The sequence below is a fragment of the Ignavibacteriales bacterium genome (assembly GCA_026390815.1).
Lineage (GTDB): Bacteria > Bacteroidota > Ignavibacteria > Ignavibacteriales > SURF-24 > JAPLFH01.
The window spans coordinates 104,292-120,903 of sequence record JAPLFH010000032.1; the positions used below are offsets into that span (position 1 = coordinate 104,292).

Annotated in this window: 10 protein-coding genes; 5 read left to right on the forward strand and 5 right to left on the reverse strand. The window is 35.5% G+C overall.

The window, feature by feature from the left end:
* Position 1 precedes the first annotated feature (1 nt).
* A complete protein-coding gene (locus NTX22_09875) occupies positions 2-331 on the forward strand; it encodes a YbjQ family protein (GenBank protein MCX6150821.1) in 330 nt (109 codons plus the stop codon).
* A gap of 72 nt (positions 332-403) precedes the next feature.
* On the opposite strand, the gene NTX22_09880 is transcribed toward NTX22_09875, so the two are convergent.
* Entirely contained in the window at positions 404-2,893 is a 2,490-nt protein-coding gene (locus NTX22_09880) for a CotH kinase family protein (GenBank protein ID MCX6150822.1), read from the reverse strand.
* A 240-nt stretch (positions 2,894-3,133) separates the two neighbouring features.
* Between NTX22_09880 and NTX22_09885 the strand changes: the two genes are divergently transcribed.
* The 4 genes from NTX22_09885 (at position 3,134) to NTX22_09900 (ending at position 8,536) form a co-directional block, all read left to right on the forward strand.
* Entirely contained in the window at positions 3,134-3,385 is a 252-nt protein-coding gene (locus NTX22_09885) for a phosphopantetheine-binding protein (protein MCX6150823.1), read from the forward strand.
* 2 nt (positions 3,386-3,387) lie between these two features.
* On the forward strand, positions 3,388-5,520 hold the full coding sequence (locus NTX22_09890) for an acetate--CoA ligase family protein (protein MCX6150824.1): 2,133 nt from the start codon (positions 3,388-3,390) through the stop codon (positions 5,518-5,520).
* A gap of 81 nt (positions 5,521-5,601) precedes the next feature.
* Positions 5,602-6,411: a glucosamine-6-phosphate deaminase gene (gene nagB / locus NTX22_09895; protein ID MCX6150825.1), complete on the forward strand. Its 810-nt coding sequence runs from the start codon at positions 5,602-5,604 to the stop codon at positions 6,409-6,411.
* Between the two features lie 139 nt (positions 6,412-6,550).
* Positions 6,551-8,536 (forward strand): DUF4954 family protein, encoded by a 1,986-nt coding sequence (locus NTX22_09900; protein MCX6150826.1) that lies wholly within the window; start codon positions 6,551-6,553, stop codon positions 8,534-8,536.
* 70 nt (positions 8,537-8,606) lie between these two features.
* Here the strand turns inward: NTX22_09900 and NTX22_09905 are convergent, their stop codons facing one another.
* The 4 genes from NTX22_09905 to NTX22_09920 all read right to left on the reverse strand — a co-directional run.
* Entirely contained in the window at positions 8,607-10,778 is a 2,172-nt protein-coding gene (locus tag NTX22_09905) for a T9SS type A sorting domain-containing protein (GenBank protein MCX6150827.1), read from the reverse strand.
* 27 nt (positions 10,779-10,805) lie between these two features.
* Positions 10,806-11,696: a T9SS type A sorting domain-containing protein gene (locus tag NTX22_09910; GenBank protein MCX6150828.1), complete on the reverse strand. Its 891-nt coding sequence runs from the start codon at positions 11,694-11,696 to the stop codon at positions 10,806-10,808.
* An 80-nt stretch (positions 11,697-11,776) separates the two neighbouring features.
* Positions 11,777-12,673, reverse strand: coding sequence for a T9SS type A sorting domain-containing protein (locus NTX22_09915; protein MCX6150829.1), 897 nt, complete (start codon positions 12,671-12,673; stop codon positions 11,777-11,779).
* A 644-nt stretch (positions 12,674-13,317) separates the two neighbouring features.
* Positions 13,318-16,612, reverse strand: a 3,295-nt coding sequence (locus NTX22_09920; protein ID MCX6150830.1) for a T9SS type A sorting domain-containing protein, incomplete at its 5' end; no start/stop codon positions are given.

Here is a 16,612-nt window from a genome sequence, read left to right on the forward strand (position 1 = left end):
CATGGACCACAATTTAATCACCACAGCATTTGCCATTGATGGTTACCGTGTAAAACAAAACCTTGGGGTTGTTAAAGGTATAGTTGTTCGTTCAAGATCAATATTCGGAACAATAGGCGCCGGGCTTCAAACGCTTTTTGGTGGAAACATCACTCTTCTTACAGAACTTTGCGAAAAAACACGCCGGGATTCTTTTGAGATGATGCTTAAACATGCCGAAGAAATCGGGGCGAACAGCGTTATAGGTTTCCGGTATGATGCAAATGAAGTAATGTCCGGAGTTACAGAAGTTCTTGCCTATGGAACAGCGGTGGTTTTGGAAAAAATGTAGAATGTATAATTCATAATGTATAATGAGGATAAATTTTTCCTCATTATACATTTTACATTCTTCATTATAAAATCATTTCAACAGTATCATCTTTCTTGTCTGAACAAATGAAGCGGTTTTTATTTGATAAAAATATATACCATTCGAAAGTTTACTTGCATCAAAATCCACCCGATAACTTCCTGCAGGTTTTTCTTCATTAACAAGAGTAGCTATTTCGTTTCCTAGTATGTCAAATACTTTCAACGTTACATTACTCGTAATTCCTAATTCGTAATTTATAATTGTAACTGGATTAAACGGGTTAGGATAATTCTGTTCAAGTTTGAAATCATATTTTTCAATTTCATTTTGGACTGATGTTTCAACTTCAAAAGATGCGGTTATTTCGGAATCCCCTGAAATAACAACAGCAATTGAATCTGAAGTTGAGTTTGTAACTCCGCTCCAGCCAGTAAACTTATATCCCGCATTTGGAACGACCTTAAGGTGAATTGGAATTTCTTTGAAGAAGATACCAGTAAAATTTCCATCTTTAACTTCAACTGTGTTAACAAAGATTTTTCCTTTGTTCAATTCAGGATTTTTTATTGCAAGGTTAGCTGTTCCCGAGATACCAAATTTATTTTTTAAATGATCAATCACAAAGCCTGATCGCTTCTCAGCAAATTCATATACAATGTTTAACTGGCTTTCCCAGGTAGGTCCGAAAGACATCGATTCTGGCCACATAGCTTTATGTCTGGGAACTTCTTTGGCAACAACTGCAATTATGCTATCGATAATAGGTTTCAGTCTTTCTGCTTTGAAAGTTGTATTCATGTACATTGCAAACCGCTGTACAAAATCATTTTTGAAATCTGTGTTTGATAAAAGTGTTCGCAGCAAATATGTAGACCAGGGTGGATTTGCATAATAAGTTTCCACCGGAGAGGTTGCGTTTTCCAATGAGTTGCTGTTGTACTGCCCCTGCTGGTGGGCGCCAAATCCCAAATCAGTATCGAACAAAATCCACCGCCATTTTGCACCCGGTTTTTGTGGACGCCAGTATTTTATATTTCCACCGGGCCAATCAATATTAGCATAATAAATTTCCGCAATCTGGTAATTGATATAATTATCAACATCCATCTGAGTTTTAACATATTCATAATTGGCGGATTGTTTAATATCGTTAGACTTTATAAAACTGATGAGGTTTTTATAGTGATCGGCTTTACCGTTTTTCACGTCGGCATTATCAACCAGAATATCAACGCTATCCGGATTAATTCCAAAATTCGATTCCAGATAATGCTCGTTATGTTTTTCTCTTATATCGTGGATTCCCCAATACTCTCCGTTTAAAAAAACAATTGCTGGACGATACGCTTGTCTTTCAATATCCATCTGACCTATTAAGATTGTGTGCATAAGTCCATCGCGGATTAGCGTACGCCACCAATCCTGCCCGGTATTCCTAAGCAAAATATTATTTACACTTTGCATCGGTTTATCTTTGAAAATATTGTACTTAATCTTGCTGGTTCCATAATCACTCCTGGCATAAATAGCTAAAGATTTCTCAGGATATTTTCTTGTGCAGCCGCCACCTATTTTCATTCCCGCATCAAGATTAAAACCAGGCGTTCCGCCGTCTTCAAAAAATTCCAGACTAATCGGTCTCTCCCAATCGCGGTTCCAATTACGCGGGGAGTTTACACAATAACCGGAAACACCATTAGTGCCTACAACATAAATTCCAATTTTATCATCCCAAAAATTTTTAGGATCAGTTGCAATCGAAACAACCGGCAATGTTGTCTGCTCATTTATAAAATATGTTTTAGTAACCACTTCACTTGGAATACAATCCTGTTTTGTTGCAAATGCACGCACAACTGTTGTTTTGGTAAGATCAATTGGTAAAGAAAAGTTAGTAGAAGAATCTGTAGGTAATGCACCATCAAGAGTATATTTAATTTCAGCAGTTGGATCTTCGCAGGTAAGCAAAAGCGTTTGCTGCATTGGATAAAATCCTCTCTGAATAGAAAAATGTGGTTTTGGAATTACATCAAGTGAGCCGCTTAAATTCTTAGATCTTGGTGTGGGATGATCGAAATAAAACAAATTCAAATCCCCATCCGGAAACCGACCATAAGAAATATCTGCACTCATCGAATCATATTTTACTTCATCCACTGCTTTCAATTCATAATCAAAAAGTGCAATCTCCTCTTTCTCTTTAGATAAATTAAAATTAGTATGGTTGAGTGTATCTTTACCGTCCGCCCAGAACAAAACAAAAGCCTTTGGAGCAACTATAAGATCAAACTTAATTTTCCACATAGATGGATTTAAAGTATTATCTGTCAGATAAAAACCATTTAAGTTTATTGCTGATTCTCCTCCGTTATAAAGTTCAATCCAATCAGAATATTCATTAAAGTCTTCATCAAGAATTGTTCTGGAGTTTGAAGCCATAAATTCATTTATGTAAATTTTATATAAATTCCCTTGCCCATTAAAATTATTATGTAGAATCAGCAACAAAATAGGTACTATCAAAATATACTTTTTCATTACACTCCGGATTTTGCCCGCTTTTGTGCAAAAATAGTTGTTTGTTCAAAAAATATTTGCATTCACAGGCTCAAACTAAATAAAAATTACCTCTCTTTCATATTAAATTTGGTGTAATAAAGACGCTGCTGGCTTTGGAAAAAAAATAAATAAAAATTCCATCTTGACTTTAACATTTATTTTCGATATTAACGTTTCAAAAATTTCCTCATTTAAAAAACACAAGGAGGTTTCAATCTAATGGAAAGATCAGAAGTAGAAGCGAGAGTTAAAAAAGTAATTGGCAATGTGTTAAAAATTAATCCGGATACTATTTCATCAACAGCAAACTTTGTATTCGATCTTGGTGCTGACTCGATGCAAAGCCTTCAGCTTATTGCCGGTTTTGAAGAGGAGTTTGATGTTCAAATGGATGAAGATAAAGCTCTTGAAGTTCAATCTGTTGCGGACGCAGTGGATTTTCTTAAATCTTTAGTTGAAGCGAAGGGGTAAATATGCCTCAAAGAACTATTAAAACACGCGAGCAGGTAGATAGAATTTTTTATCCACAATCAATTGCTGTTGTTGGAACAAATAAAGTTAAAGGAACCGTTCCGGCTGATATATTTATGAACATCGTTAAAGATGATTTCCAGGGAATAATTTATCCTGTTGCACCAGGCGAACGTTTTGTTGCCGGAATAAAAGCATACAAATACGTGGTTGATATTGAGGATCCGGTCGATCTTGGAGTGCTTGTATTTCCAAGCTCGGTTTGCCACATGGCAATGGAGCAGTGCGGGCAGAAAGGTATCAAATCGATGATAATTATTTCTGCTGGATTTAAGGAGGTAGGCAGCGCAGGATTAGTACGCGAAAAGCAAATACAAGCAATTGCCGATAAATATGGAATTTCATTTATCGGTCCTAACTGTCTTGGAGTAATAAACACCGATCCAAAATGTAAGATGAACGCCTCCTTTGCACGGCAAATGCCGGAAGAAGGTAATATTGCCTTCATTTCTCAAAGTGGTGCGTTATGTACTGCTGTACTCGATTACGCAAGAGCAAAGCATATTGGTTTTTCCAAATTTGTTAGCTTTGGCAACAAAGCAGATATAAACGAGATCGATTTACTTTATTACTTAAAAGATGATCCGCAAACAAAAGTTATTCTTCTTTACCTTGAAGAAGTAAGTGATGCAGCAGCTTTAATGGATGTTGCGAGGGAAATTATTACGGAAACCGGCAAACCGGTTCTTGCCCTAAAATCAGGAAGAACCACTGAAGGTGCTTCTGCGGCAGCTTCACATACCGGTTCACTTGCAGGAAGTGATGAAGCCTGCGATGCCGCTTTTTCCCAGGCTGGCATAATCCGCTGTACTGATATTGAGGAAATGTTTAACACAGCAATTGCATTTGCATATCAACCATTACCGCAAGGAAACCGAATAGCAATTATTACTAACGCTGGCGGACCCGGAGTTCTAACTACAGATATGGCAATTAAGGAAGGATTGAAACTTTCAAAATTTTCAGATGAAACAACAAGAACTTTTAAGTTAAGTCTTCCTAAAACTGCAAACATTAAAAATCCAGTTGATGTCATCGGTGATGCTCGTGCAGATCGGTACAATGTTGCTTTAACAGCATCTTTAAAAGATCCAAATGTGGATGGAGTTATGGTTATTCTAACTCCACAATCTATGACTGATATCAAGACAATTGCGGAAGAAATTGCAAACATTGCCGGACAATCCAATAAACCAATACTAACTTCCTTTATGGGCGAAGTTGATGTAGCGGTTGGAATCGATATACTTCAAAGAAGAAATATTCCGCATTACCAGCTTCCTGAAAATATGTGCAGAGCTTTTGCCCGCACCTATCGTTTTAAAACAGAACTAAAAAAAGAGCATATGGAGATTGTAAATTTTAGCGATGTTGATAAAGTAAAAGCTCATTCAATTTTGGATGAAGCCATTAAAGCCGGCAGAAACTATCTTCCGGAAGCGGAAGCAGAGGAAGTGCTTAAGGCATATAACTTTCCTTTAATTCCCGGTGGATTAGCGCAAAGTGCGGAAGAAGCAGTTGCAATTGCAGAAAAAATTGGCTACCCCGTAGTAATGAAAATTATTTCTGATGATGTTGTCCACAAGTTTGATATAGGTGGAGTCAGATTAAATATAATTGGCAATGAAGATGCCGAGAATGCTTTCCGCTTCATAAAGGAAAATGTTTCGAATGTTAAACCAAATGCAATTATTAAAGGTATTTTCGTTCAGAAGATGATAAGGAACGGCGAGGAAGTTATTCTTGGGCTTAAAAGAGACCCGGCTTTTGGTCCTGTAATTATGTTTGGACTTGGTGGAATTTTTGTTGAAGTATTTAAAGATGTTAGTTTTCGAATCGCACCAGTTTTCAAAGATTCTATAGCTGATATGGTTCGCCAGATTAAATCGTATCCACTATTAGCAGGCGCCAGAGGAAGGGTTGAGAAAGACATTGAAGCCATCGAAATTTGCATTCAAAGACTTTCACAGCTTGCAGCAGAATGCCCGCAGATTAAAGAGCTGGATATAAATCCTTTGCTTGTCCTAAACAAGGGAAGCGGTTGTTATGTAGCAGACACAAAGATTATGCTGTAATTATAGACTAATAAAATTGTTATTAGATGTATTGGTCACCTTAGTCTATTTAAATTTTAAAATTAGTTAAGGAGATTTTTTATGAGAATTATAATTCACGATAACTACCAGGCACTTAGCAAATGGACTGCATATTATATTGCAAAGAGAATCAGTGATTTTAATCCTACTCCTGAAAAACCATTTGTGCTTGGGCTTCCTTCCGGAACCTCGCCTCTTGGCACTTTCCAACAGATTGTAAATCTGCATGAAGAAGGAAAAATATCTTTCCAAAATGTAATTACATTTAATATGGATGAGTACGTTAAATGCCCTGAAGATAATCCCGGGAGTTACCATTACATGATGTATTCAAATTTGTTTAATCATATCGATATTCCGCGCGAGAATATTAATATGCTAAATGGCAATGCTTCCGATCTTGAGAAAGAATGTTCTGAATACGAAGAAAAAATTATTTCTTCAGGCGGAATTAATCTTTTCTTTTGTGGCATTGGACCGGATGGACACATTGCCTTTAACGAACCTGGTTCATCGCTTTCTTCAAGAACCAGGATTAAAACACTTACTTATGAAAACATCCTTGCCAACTCTCAATTTTTTAAGAATGATATTTCTAAAGTTCCTAAGCTTGCTTTAACAGTTGGGATAGGAACAGTAATGGATGCGGAAGAAGTTCTTGTGGTTGCTGGTGGTCATTCAAAAACCAGGGCGCTTCAGAAAGCTGTGGAAGAAGGTGTTAATCATATGTGGAATATCTCGGCACTTCAGCTTCATAAAAAAGGAATTATTGTTTGCGATGAAGAAGCTACATACGAATTGAAGGTGGGAACAGTAAAATATTTTAAGGAGATTGAAAAAGAAGCAATTGAAAATTTGCCGGAATTGTAAGCTAAACTTTAATATTAATTGTAAATAAAATATTACTTCCAATGAACTGTGGCGAGAATCAGTTGGATCCAATTGAACTTCCAACGCAGTTCATTCCGAATTTTATTTTTTAATTCAGAACCAATAGCAGGATAAATTTATGAACTTCAGAAATCTTACCGAATCAGAAATCAAAACACTAACAAATCAAGGTTGCTCTGCAACAGAATGGACAAAAATTCAGGTTAAAGAAAAATTTCTTCCGGAAAGAATACGGAACGTAAACTTTAGCGGAGAAAATTTTTTAGGAGAATTCCAAAAGACAATTTCATTCGCCAGTGGTTTAGAAAAACTTTCCGGAATTTATAACTGTTCTGTTCATAACTGCACAATCGGAGATGATGTTTATCTTTCCAACATTTGCACACTGGCAAACTATGAAATAGAAAAGAATGTCGTTGTTGAAAATGTTCAAACATTAGTTGTTACCGGCAAAAGTAGTTTTGGCAATGGGGTTGAATTAGAAATTCTTAACGAAGGCGGCGGGCGCGGATTAAAAATCTATGAATCGCTGTCATCACAAATTGCCTACCTTATGGTTCTTTACAGACATGATAAGAAACTTGTTGAAAATCTTGAAAGGATGATTGAAGAATTTGTTGCTGGTAAAACTTCCACAAAAGGAATTCTTAAGGAAGGCTGCAAAATTAATAACTGCGTTTCAATTACGAATGTAAATGTTGGAGCATTTGCATCTTTAACCGGCGCAAACAAATTAGAGAATGGTACGATTGTAAGCAAAGCAGAAGCACCAACTTCTGTTGGAACTGGTGTACTGGCAAAGGATTTCATCATTCACACCGGAACAAAAATAGACAGCTTTGTAATGCTGGATAAATGTTTTGTTGGACAGGGCGTTACTTTGGGGAAACAATACTCGGCGGAAAACTCAGCCTTCTTTGCCAACTGCGAAGGATTCCATGGTGAAGCCGTGGCATTGTTTGCTGGTCCTTATACTGTTACACATCACAAATCAACATTAATGATTGCCGGATTGTTTTCTTTCTTTAATGCGGGAAGCGGGACAAATCAAAGTAACCATATGTACAAACTTGGACCATTGCATCAGGGAATACTTGAACGCGGTTCTAAAACTGGTTCATTCAGTTATATGCTTTGGGAAAGCAGGGTCGGCGCTTTCTCCGCTGTAATCGGAAAGCATTACACAAATTTTGATTGCACAAATTTTCCATTCTCATACATCAACGAGGAAAATGGAAAAACAGTTCTAACTCCTGCAATGAATCTGCTTACTGTTGGGACGAAACGCGACAGCGAAAAATGGCCTGCGAGAGATAGACGAAAAGATTCTGAAAAACTCGACTTGATTCATTTCGATTTATTCAGCCCGTTCACCGTTGGAAAGATGGTAAAAGCAAATAAGATCCTTCAAGAGTTATATGAAAAGGCTTCAAAGGAGCAAGAGTATGTTTCTTATGGCGGATTGCACATTAACCGGTTAATGCTTAGAACCAGCACTAAATATTACGAAATGGGAATTAAGATTTTTATGGGCAAGTGCCTGATGGCAAAATTGAATGGTGTTGCCCCGGTCTTGAAGATTGAAGAATTGAAATTAAAGCTGTCAGAAAATGTAACAGAAAATATTTCTGATTGGGTGGATGTTTCCGGATTGCTTGCACCTTCAACGGTTATTCAAAATCTTCTTGCGGAAATTGCAGATGCAAAAGTAATAAATGTTGATGAGTTACAGAGCCGGCTAAAATTAATTTTCAACAATTATAATGAAGCTGAATGGAATTGGGGATTGAAGTTAATCGAAGCCCGGCTTGGAATTAAGTTGAATGAAATGACACAAAAACATTTTGTGCAAATCATAAGCGATTGGAAAGACAATTCAATTAAGTTGAACAACATGATCGCTAAGGATGCACAGCGGGAATTTGATGCATTATCAAAAATTGGGTTTGGTATTGATGGAACTGATGAAGAAAAAGACAAAGATTTTGAAGCAGTCCGCGGTACTTATGAAGGAAACAAATTCGTAAAACAATTAGCTTCTGAAAATAAATCTAATGAAGAAAAAGCCGCAAGCTTAATTAAGATGATTGAAGAATTGAACTAGTGTTACGTCTTTTGGCACCTTGGAAAAAATAGCAGGCTGAAACCGTGCTTCAGCCTGCTTCATCAGGATATTATTTTACGAGAAGCATCTTCTTCATTGTTACAAATTCATTTGTTCTAAGCTCGTAGAAATAAATGCCACTTGTAAGATTACTACCGTTAAACTCAGCAATATATTTTCCTTCTTCTTTATGTTCATTAACAAGAGTCGCAACTACTTTGCCTAACACATCATAAATCTTTAAGGTTACTCTGCCTGCTTTGGGCGTCTGGTAACTTATTATCGTGGTTGGATTGAAAGGATTTGGATAATTTTGATTTAACGAAAATGAAGAGGGCTTTTCCTCATTGCTAGCTGTTTCCTTATTGGCGCCCTCTGCTCTTACAGTTACTACATCACTGTATAATGAGTAAAGATTCTGTGTATCTTTTACTCTTACACGATAGTTAGGTGTAAAATCACCGCCACCAGGGGCGTAAATATATGCATTGTCAATATAATATGAATTTGTAGTTGTGCCAAGTACAACCCAATTTGAACTTATACTTGGTACTTTTCTGGAAACTTCATATAGTGAAATACTTTCACCAGATTCATTTGGCGTCCATGAGATTTTTACAGGACCATTCAAGCCAGACGAACTGCTTAACTTAGGATTAATTGGTTTTGATGGGGAAGCATTAACCGCAGTATTAACATAAATATCTATTGAGTACGTTCCGCTGATTAAAGTATTAATTTTAAAACCAATTCCGGTCTGAGTCCCGTCTGCTTTTTTTGAAGTTGGACTACTCCACGGTGAGAAAACTTCATTGTAACCAATTTTAAATGCATCTTGTCCATGCCCAATACGTGCAAGGTAATCAATGGTCCCCCCAGTATTTGGATCTTCTATAAAAAACATTTCATTTGGCTCATAATATCCGCGTAAACTAAAAGGTATCATATCAGTTTCAGAATAACCATTAGCTCTATTAGCTAATCCTTTTTTATAAACTGGTAAAGAGTCAGGATAAAAACTAGCTAAGGTCAATTTATTAACAGTCCAATCGTATCTTCCATTTGCTGGTACAAGCCACATCCAATTTGGTGTATTACCATTAGAAGAAGATGCTCTATCCTGTCTAATTATATATAAACCTTTTTCATTTTGATCGCTTGAACAGTTATCCCAATAAGAATTTCTTTGATGGTTTTCGATGTAGAAATATTGGTTAGTGGCTGCATTTATTTCTATCTTGTAACCTATACCTGTAGTAATAAAATCGGGTAGTGTAGCGTTTGTAATTGTTTGTGTTGAACTTGTAACTGGTGTAAGATTACACCATCCAAGCCTGTATCTTTCATATGAATTTGCCATATAGGATCTTATTTCATAACCTGAAAGCATTGCCCAGAATGCATGACCATTATGATATTCATTTCCTCCCAGTAAATAATGAGCAAATTCATGGATGCTAAAACGGAACATATCTGCATTAAACCAATCCGTCATAGTTGCACCTGATCCCCCTGGTGTTTTAGCTGGAACATTTGGCCAAAAACCTGTTTTAATTGTTCTAGCTCCACCATCTACCGATATGTCACCACCATAACCTAAATCACCATAACGATTCAATTCTAATTTATCCATAATAATTTTAACAGAATCTGTAGGTACTGTAGGCCATTCATGAGCAATATTTCTCCAAATTATAAACACCATGTCAACAATTCCATCCGGGCTATTAATATGTTTCCATGTAGAATCGAAATCCCAATTATCAAATTGTGCAAAATCCCAGGTTGGATCTGCGTCTAATTGCTGAATTATTTCCTTATGAATATCAAATCTTTTTTTGTTATTAGCTAAATACCAGCTCCTGTTCTGCGGTGTTATTACAGAAACAGTTTTTCCAATAAATTTTAGTTTATTAAAAGACATTTCATTAAAGTAATGTGTCATGGAACCTTGTGTTGGTGTACTGCTCCAGGTTTGATCTACCCAACCATTCATATTAGCCGGTCCTTGTCCTTTAGTCCATCCAACATTTGTAGTATCATACATATCATCTTTAAATTGTGCAAAAATAAATAAGGCTTTTATTGTACCCTCTGAAGGTAATAAATAACCTCCCATTTGTCCGCTCCAGGTTGTTGTTACACCATAAGGAGCATTAGGAATTTCTTTTTCACCGCCAATGCTGGCAAAACTGTTAATTAACAAGAAAAGAATAAAAATAGGAATAAGAATCTTTTTCATTAAAATATCTCCGTGTTTTATTTATAGTTATTTAAGAAGGATCATTTTTTTACTTGAAGAATAACTGCCAGCGGTAATTCTGTATATATAAATACCGCTCGGCATATTATTCGCATTAAATTTTATTTCGTGAACACCTGAATTCTGATATTCATCAACTAATATTGATATTTCTTCACCTATTGGAGAATAAATTTTTATGTTTATTTTTTCAGGCTTACTAATTGAATACTTAATAGTTGTTGATGGGTTAAAAGGATTGGGAAAATTCTGATAGAGTTCATAAGAAACGGGGATTTCAAATTTATTATCAACAGAAGTGATAGTTCCTAAAGTATCACCATTAATAATACAACCCCGTAATACTTTTTGTGGTCCTGTTGCTTCATCATCAAATTCCATATATTCTCCCACTCCTTCAATTAAAGTCATAGTAAAACTTGCAAAAGAAAATTCGTTCACTACCGAATCTTGCTGATGAGCATAAAAAGTAATTTCCTTAACATGTCTTGTTTTGCCAAAGATTTGGGTGAGGTATTCGTCACTTACTTTTGCAGGTTTATATATATATATCGTGTCTCCTTCGTTTATAAAAAACCTTTTAGTAACGATCCAAGAATTTCCTTTGTTGGCATTAAGCTTATAATATAACCAGTTCATTGTGGAATCAACGGGTAACCAATAAACATTATAGTTTGTATCGATTCTAAAGTAAGGGTCAGTATTAGGAGCATAATAAATAAATTTGCTTCCATCAGTTAAGATTGAATCATTAACAATTTCATATCTCAATATCTCTGTCTTGCTATTATACTCCCAAACATTTCCAACTGAAGAAGGTAAAAAGTTATAAGGGTCTGGTTCTTGGGCAAAGACAAAGTGGGTTAAAAATGTTAACACTATAATTACTTTTTTCATATTTATACTCCAAAATAGGTAAAGGTGTTTGTTTCATCGCTATACTTCTATATTGACTTTTTCATTTTAGTTGCCACTTTTTATTTTATAAGTATCATTTTATTATAAGCAGAATATTTTCCTGCTGTTAATCGACAAAAGTATATTCCGCTTGGTAAATTAGCTGCATTAAAGTTGGTTTCATAAGTTCCAATATTCTGGTATTGATCTACCAGAATCTTAAGCTCTTCACCTATAAGAGAATAAATTAATAGCTTTACTTTTTCCAGTGTTGAAATAGAATATCTAATTGTAGTCGATGGATTAAAAGGATTAGGATAGTTTTGAAATAAACAAAAATTCTCCGGTTTTAATAAATCAGGCTTTTCTTCAACATCGGTAATTGTTCCATATTTAACACCATTTATTATACAGCCCATTAGCTGGTAATACTCAACTTCATTTCCCCACCATATCTTTCCAAAACCATCTGCAATATCTTCACGCCATGCCCAGGTATAAAATTGAGTTGACGTATCCTGCAGATCATTCTTTGAAAAATAATCGATGTAATATCCCTTAGTAATCACACCGAATACACTTGCAGTAAATTCACCCCAACAATGTCCCATATACCCGGCTTGCCTGAGAGTATCCCAAAGCATCCATTTGTCCCCTGGTTTCATTGGAAATTTGTAAAGTAATATGTCGATAGAATTAGGCCATTTTATAACACTATCCTGGTTTTTACTCACCTGATAACTCCACAAAATATCATTATTAGTATTCTTATTTAATAAAGGATTTAAAACTAATAGCAACTTACTGCTATCAGCTAATAAAGAATCTTTAACAATTACATCTTTAAAAATTCTTCCATTATCATATTTATACTGCCAGGCATTTCCAATTGCATGCGGAAAGTAATTTTCAGTTTGTTGTGCATAAACAATTGTTGTTATAAATATTATTAATACAGTTAATTTCTTTGCGTTCATAAGTATACCTTTGTTTTAAATATCTTAATAAAGAGATTTATACATATCTCTTTTGTTTTTAGTACTTGTTTCTACTTTAAATCAGCAAGTGTTATTTACTTCTTCACGCATAATGTGCTCCTTTTAATTACTTTAGGAAAAAATGCGGAGAATTATTATAATTGTATGTAAGTAAAAAGAAAGATACAGTCAGCCAGACTGCAAATACGAACATAGCAACTTTTTACCTGCATTTCTGCCGTTCAGGTACTGCAATTACCGGGATGGCTTTTAATTTTTAAATGGCAGCCGCTACATAATTTTTTATTAAGTATTTCTGTTCTGTATTAAGTAAGAAAAGTAAAGACAACAACTGAAACAGGAATAACAATTTTGTCTTTTATTGAAAGATATCTCTGGTTAGGCTTTTAAGTAAGAACCCCCGTGCTTTTATAACCAAAGGCAATTTACTATAGTTTTTTGGATAAAAATAATTTATTGGTCCTTCTGCTGCTGGTTTTGAGGTTTTTCCTTGTAAAGGTGTGGTAATTACCCGACAATAAACCAGTTTATGTTTTTAACCTATATAGGAGTCGCACAATGCATATGTGGGGAGAAATAAAATAGCTGGCTGAAACTAAACTTCAGCCTGCCAGTGTGTATTATTATTTTACAAGGATCATCTTTTTTGATGAGGTGTAATCGTTTGAACGCAGTTCATACAAATAAATTCCGCTTGTAAGTCCCGCTAAGCGGGAGCTTGCGTTGAACTCAACCGAGTATTTTCCCACATCTTTCCTTTCATCAACAAGTGTTGCTACTTCTTTGCCTAACACATCATAAATCTTTAAGGTTACTCTGCCTGCTTTGGGCGTCTGGTAATTAATTACAGTTGAAGGATTGAATGGATTGGGATAGTTCTGGGATAATCCGTAGTCATTTACAACTAAGTTCCCTTCGTATGTAATTTCCTGATCGCTTTCTTTCGGTAATGTGTTATTCACCGTGTAATGCTGTGCTATCAGATAATTACCTTTAACAGAATTATCCAGCACTAATCTTAACCTTACTATCCTATCACCAATGCCCGATGCTATTATCTTATATGAAGAGATTTTATTCTTCAGAAGATTGTTTTTATTGAAGGAAAGTTTATTAAACGAGCCAAGTACTTTTCCGTCATTATTATCTATCAACTCAACTTCAAAATCCGTACTCTTTTCATTGCCAAGCAGGGTTACCGCCTTAACAGAATCTGATGAGCCAAACATAGTGCTAAAGCTTAACTCCGATTTATCATTTAATGTGAATGGCTGGCTGGTTAAATATCCGGTGAACTCATTCCAACTATTAAAAGCTGTAGTTTCTTTCATCTCCTTAAAATCAACCGCCTGTCCATCTACGTTTATATCACCAAGCGCAAAGTAAATTGCAGTACTGTCATTATAAACAACCGCTTTCCTGCTTGAAGAGATAAAATCTTTTGTGCTTTCTTTACCAAGGCTTTCTACAGAATTTGATTTATTAAAACTATACGGAGATGATGTAGTTGATAATGTTATTCCAAACATACTGGTCCAACTGCTCCAGGTATCGCTGTTGCACACTTGTAGGTTTTTGCCTGTTATACCAAAGTTTCTAATGTTAGAAAATGAAGTGTTGCGGATATATTTGTTATAACTGCCGTTACTTTCAGTCCAGCCAATTACATAACCTGCGGCAGGTATATTTAAATTAATAACTGAATTATTTACTGAACTGCCGAATTCATAAATGGTTGAGAACCAAGTATTGTCGCTTTGTCTTGCACGCAGCAGGGTATGGGAAATGCCCATTTCGGTGTCTTCGCCAACCCAAGTTAATCTTGGTGTACCATCCGGCAATACAATTATTGAAGGATATGAGTTTTTCAGATATGCGCTTCCCGACGAAGCTTCTGAGAGATAGGAACATTGGATACCTGAATAATAAATAAGTTGTTCATATTTAATTTTTGAACCTCCTGTTACATTTTGTTGCCAGACTAAATGAAATACAGTTGCTCCGGCATCTAAGGCTTGCTTACATACACTTATCGCAGGGTTTAAACTGGAATTATCAGTTCCCGTTACAATTGTAGCAGCGGAAGTCCAGGAGGTATAATTGCCCGCACGGTAATAAAGCCCGGCAGTACCTTCTTTCCAAACAACAACAATTTTATTTAATGCACCCCAGCTTCCACATACTACCGGTGTTGCATTATTACTTGAGTAGGAATTTGCCGATGCATACACAACATCATTGAACAGGATATTTCCACTAACATCCAATTTCTTTACCTTAATACTATAGGTAGTGCCGGTCTTTAGTTGATAAGTTACAAGTATGGCAGGTGTACTACCTAATACAAAATCAATTGAGGGACTTTTTGCTTCTGGTCCTTCATCAACAGGAGCATTATTTACAATTGTCCAGTTTGCGCCATCATCTACGCTTTTTTCAAGCCATATCCTGTTCATACTTTCATAAACTTTATAAAGAGTTCCATCTAAATTAACAAACTTCCGTTGGCTGGGATTAGAGAAAGCGTTTTGATTGTTTGTAAGATTAGTGCCTTTTAAGTTTGCAGTTACAATTGCACCACTACCTTTAAATACTATGGGTGTTTCCAAATTGTAAGGTTGCTTAATATCTGCTAAAGCAGAATTATTAACACTCCAAGAACTAAGATAGAATTTGTGTGTTTTACCTGTTTGCGAAAGATATATATCCTGTGATGAAGATTTGATACTATAAGGAATCTTGTTGGAATAGGGATCTTGATTTAAAAAAATACCATTATAGTGTATCCCGCTACTTGTAGTAGTATTAATGTTCAAAACTAATGGAGTGCTATAGGAATAGAATATTCCATCATTGCCTCTGTTACGAAAATTATTCCCATAGTTTGCATCTGCGTAATCATAAATCCACGGGTCTTTAAATTCAACATTTCCATTATATTGGTTGCACTCAGGCAAATAAGAATTAATTGTTAAATCTCCTGATGTTACATTGCCAAAATATGATGCAACAGTGCCGTAAGTTCCATCAATGGAAAAAGAACCATGATTAATTATTTTATTGTCACTGCCCCAATTATTAAATTTCTCTGTTAAATTAAGTAATGATTGAGATGCTTTGAAAGTTTCAATAAAATTTTTATAACAATCAAATTTTGTTGTTTGTATTGGGTATGATACAAAACTTTGGTTCTCCCAATGGCCCAATGTTGAACCGGTCATTCTGGAACCATTTGCATAATATTGATCTATAGATATCTCGACTAATCCTATTGCATCATAAAAAGCATTATTAGATAAACTAGTCCCTGAATTTGGACAAACTGGCATAGTATGAACACCTATTGCATAACCAGTTGCTTCGTCAATTATTGGACTTCCTGAATTTCCACTTTCTGTATCAGTATAATAAGATATTGCATTCTCTGTCGCCGAATATTGATAAAAATTAGCTGAAGCTGTTTGCTGTATGTAAGCAGAAGAACCATCATCTACACCATAACCAGTAATCCTAATAGTAGTTGGGTTATATTTTCTGTCAATATTTAAATATGTACCGTATTGTTCAATTGGATATTTTCCAGTTCCGGAATTTGGGTAAACAGTAAATACCGCCCAGTCCTTTCCCGCAATAGGATTACCACTCATATCTCCAGTATCTTGCTTCTGAATACTTGTGGCATTGATGGTATAAATATCAGCCGGATTAGATGGATGAACTATTATCTTATCGGTGTTCGAAAAAGGTACATTAAATTCCAGGGTTAAATTGTCCGGCCCATTTTTAAAACAATGACCTGCCGTAACAAACTTATTATTTTTTGTTGCCCACGCTGTACCAACCACGCTATTACCTCTTACAATACGACCTATTGCATTATTATAAGAAGGGACACGTTCATCAGTTCCGCAAATAGAG